Genomic DNA, 2,252 nt, shown 5'->3' with positions numbered 1-2,252 from the left:
GACCGGATTCGTCGCGCGTCCTTCGAGCCGAATCCGGTCGGCGAGCGTCTCGGTTCCGGCGTCCGTCATCAACAGGCCCTGGCGGGTGCCGACGAGGATCGGTCCGTCGAGCCGCTTGACGATCCGCGGATGGTCGAGCCGGTCGAGAACCGACGATTCGATCTGCAATCGCGAGGCGGCCGCGTCGTCTTTGGCGAGCTTGAGAATATCGCTCTCGCGCCCGGTGTCGTAATCCAGCACTTCGAGCGCTACTCCGGTGGAGCCGGCGCCGCGCCGGCGCGCAATCTCGAAACGGCCGCCGATGATCTCGCCGACCGAGGCATCCAGCGGATCTGCCGAGGATTCGACCGGCTCGTCCTCGCGAGTCTCGCGACGTGCCTCCTCGAAGGCTGTCTGAAACTCGGCGATATCGATGATCCGATGCACCTCGTCGAAGGCGGCTGCCTGAGCGATCACCCGTGCCAGCAGGTCAGAGATCTCGGGCATGACGGCTCGCGGATCGAGGCCTGTGGCATCCGAAGCGATCAATGCCTCCAGCGCCGGGATGTTCACCGCCGGCGGTTTGCCCGTCAGCACCGTGAACGCCACCGCTCCCACCCCGTAGACATCGAGCGTCTGAGCGGAGGCGGGAGTTGCGTTGCGGAGGGTTTCCGGTGCCAGGTAGAGAAGCGCTGCAGGATCGACGACGCCCACGAGATCGGTGATCCCCCGCGAGACGACCGTCGCCGAAGCAGTGGCGGAGTCCGGACGCCGCGCGAGATCCCAATCTCGGATGCGGACCCTGGCTGGCTCGTTGGAGGATTCCCTCATCCGCACACTCAAAGGAGACAAGGCACGATGTGTGAGCCGCTGGCCGTGCGCGTGGCGCACGAGTTCGGCCAGGTCCTGAACTATGCGCTCACGATCCTCGAACGTTAGATCGTCGGCGTGCCGCTCAAGGTACTCCGCAAGGCTGATCTCGTCGGGGTCATAGGTGAAGACGAGGGCCGGGCCCTCCTCCGGAGTCAGGAGCTCGCGCGGTCCGATGATGCCGGGGTGGTCGATCCCATCCGTCAGTCGGAACTCGCGACTCGCGCGCAGATCGACCGCGGTTCGCGTCTCGCGATCGGCGCCCTTCGGGTACGGGAAAAGACGGATGCGCCGTTTGGTTCCCGCCGCTGGATGAGTGACGAGGAAGTCCTGCCACNNGTACTGCCCGATCATGCGCTGTTTTGCGCGCGGCATCAGGCCCGCGGCATCCATCAACGCATCGATGGCTTTCGCCTGAGCGCGATCGATCGGACGCGTCGTGGTTTCCGAAATAAGGGTAGAGAATCGGGCATCCTCGCTCAGCCCGCGCACCGCGAAGCCGTCGAGGGCCCAAACATGCTCGGCCCCGAATTGGTCGAGGGATACTCTCGAGCCACGCCCGTGAAGGACGATGGCTTCATTGATGAACGGAACCGTCGTCGCCGGAACCCGCTCCTGGAAGGCGAGGTCCTTCAGCACACTCGCCAAGCGTTTCGCTTTGGAGTTCGCGAGGATCCGGGGGTTGGGATGGCGTCGCCCTGCATGCACCCACTCGCGCTGGTTGCCGGACACCTCCCCATGCCAGCCCTTGAGCTCGACGATGAAGAGCCCCGAACGAGTCAGAACCAGAACGTCGACTTCGTTGAGCCGCCCGCCGTTGTCCGTGAAGGTAACGTTCGCCCACGCCCGCGCGATGCCGTCATCAGGCAGAAGGTCCCGCACCTTCGCAAGGGCCTCTGCCTCCTGCGCCTGCGCAGCATCGCCCATCACTCGCCAGAGCGGCGAATCAGTCCGCATCGATGCTGCCCTCCCGTGACCAGTACTTCAACAGTATCTGTCGAAGCGCGTTCGGCGAGCTTTCGTCTTCCTCCGAAGGCAGGTGCTCACGCCAGACGGTTGCGCCCGTTGTGCGGCATCATGGTTGGAGCCCGACGCTAGACACCGAACCAGCGGAGAACCCCTCGCCATGAACGACTCGTTGGATATCTTCTCGGACTCAGATTCAGAGCCCGCTACCGAACGCAGTCAGCCCATGACAGACGATCAGCGGGCTCGAATCCGCAGTCTGTTCAGCGCGCTTAGCAAAACGACAGCGCGTGAACAGTTCGCTCTCGTTGAGGAACTCATCGCGGTGCGGATCACTCGCGTCACTGAGCTCACGTCGCCCCATGCATCGCTACTGATCGAGCGGCTCGGCCGACGCGTGAAAAGCTTGGATCAAACACACAGCGGTAACTCGTGGG

The 2,252-nt window shown here is 64.1% G+C and carries 2 protein-coding genes; one reads left to right on the top strand and one right to left on the bottom strand.

Annotated features, from left to right (window positions below; genetic code table 11):
• A partial coding sequence (locus tag J7E68_RS14445; protein WP_215173685.1) for a protein kinase domain-containing protein occupies positions 1-1,806 on the bottom strand: 1,806 nt, incomplete at its 3' end.
• Positions 1,807-2,041: 235 nt separating this feature from the next.
• On the opposite strand from J7E68_RS14445, the gene J7E68_RS14440 reads away from it, so the two are divergent.
• Positions 2,042-2,252: hypothetical protein (locus J7E68_RS14440; protein ID WP_215173683.1), on the top strand; the 211-nt coding region annotated here is incomplete at its 3' end.

Source organism: Microbacterium sp. ISL-103 (assembly GCF_018613995.1).
GTDB lineage: Bacteria > Actinomycetota > Actinomycetes > Actinomycetales > Microbacteriaceae > Microbacterium.
Note: the sequence above shows the minus strand (reverse complement) of the source record. Positions and strands in the feature narration are given on the sequence as shown.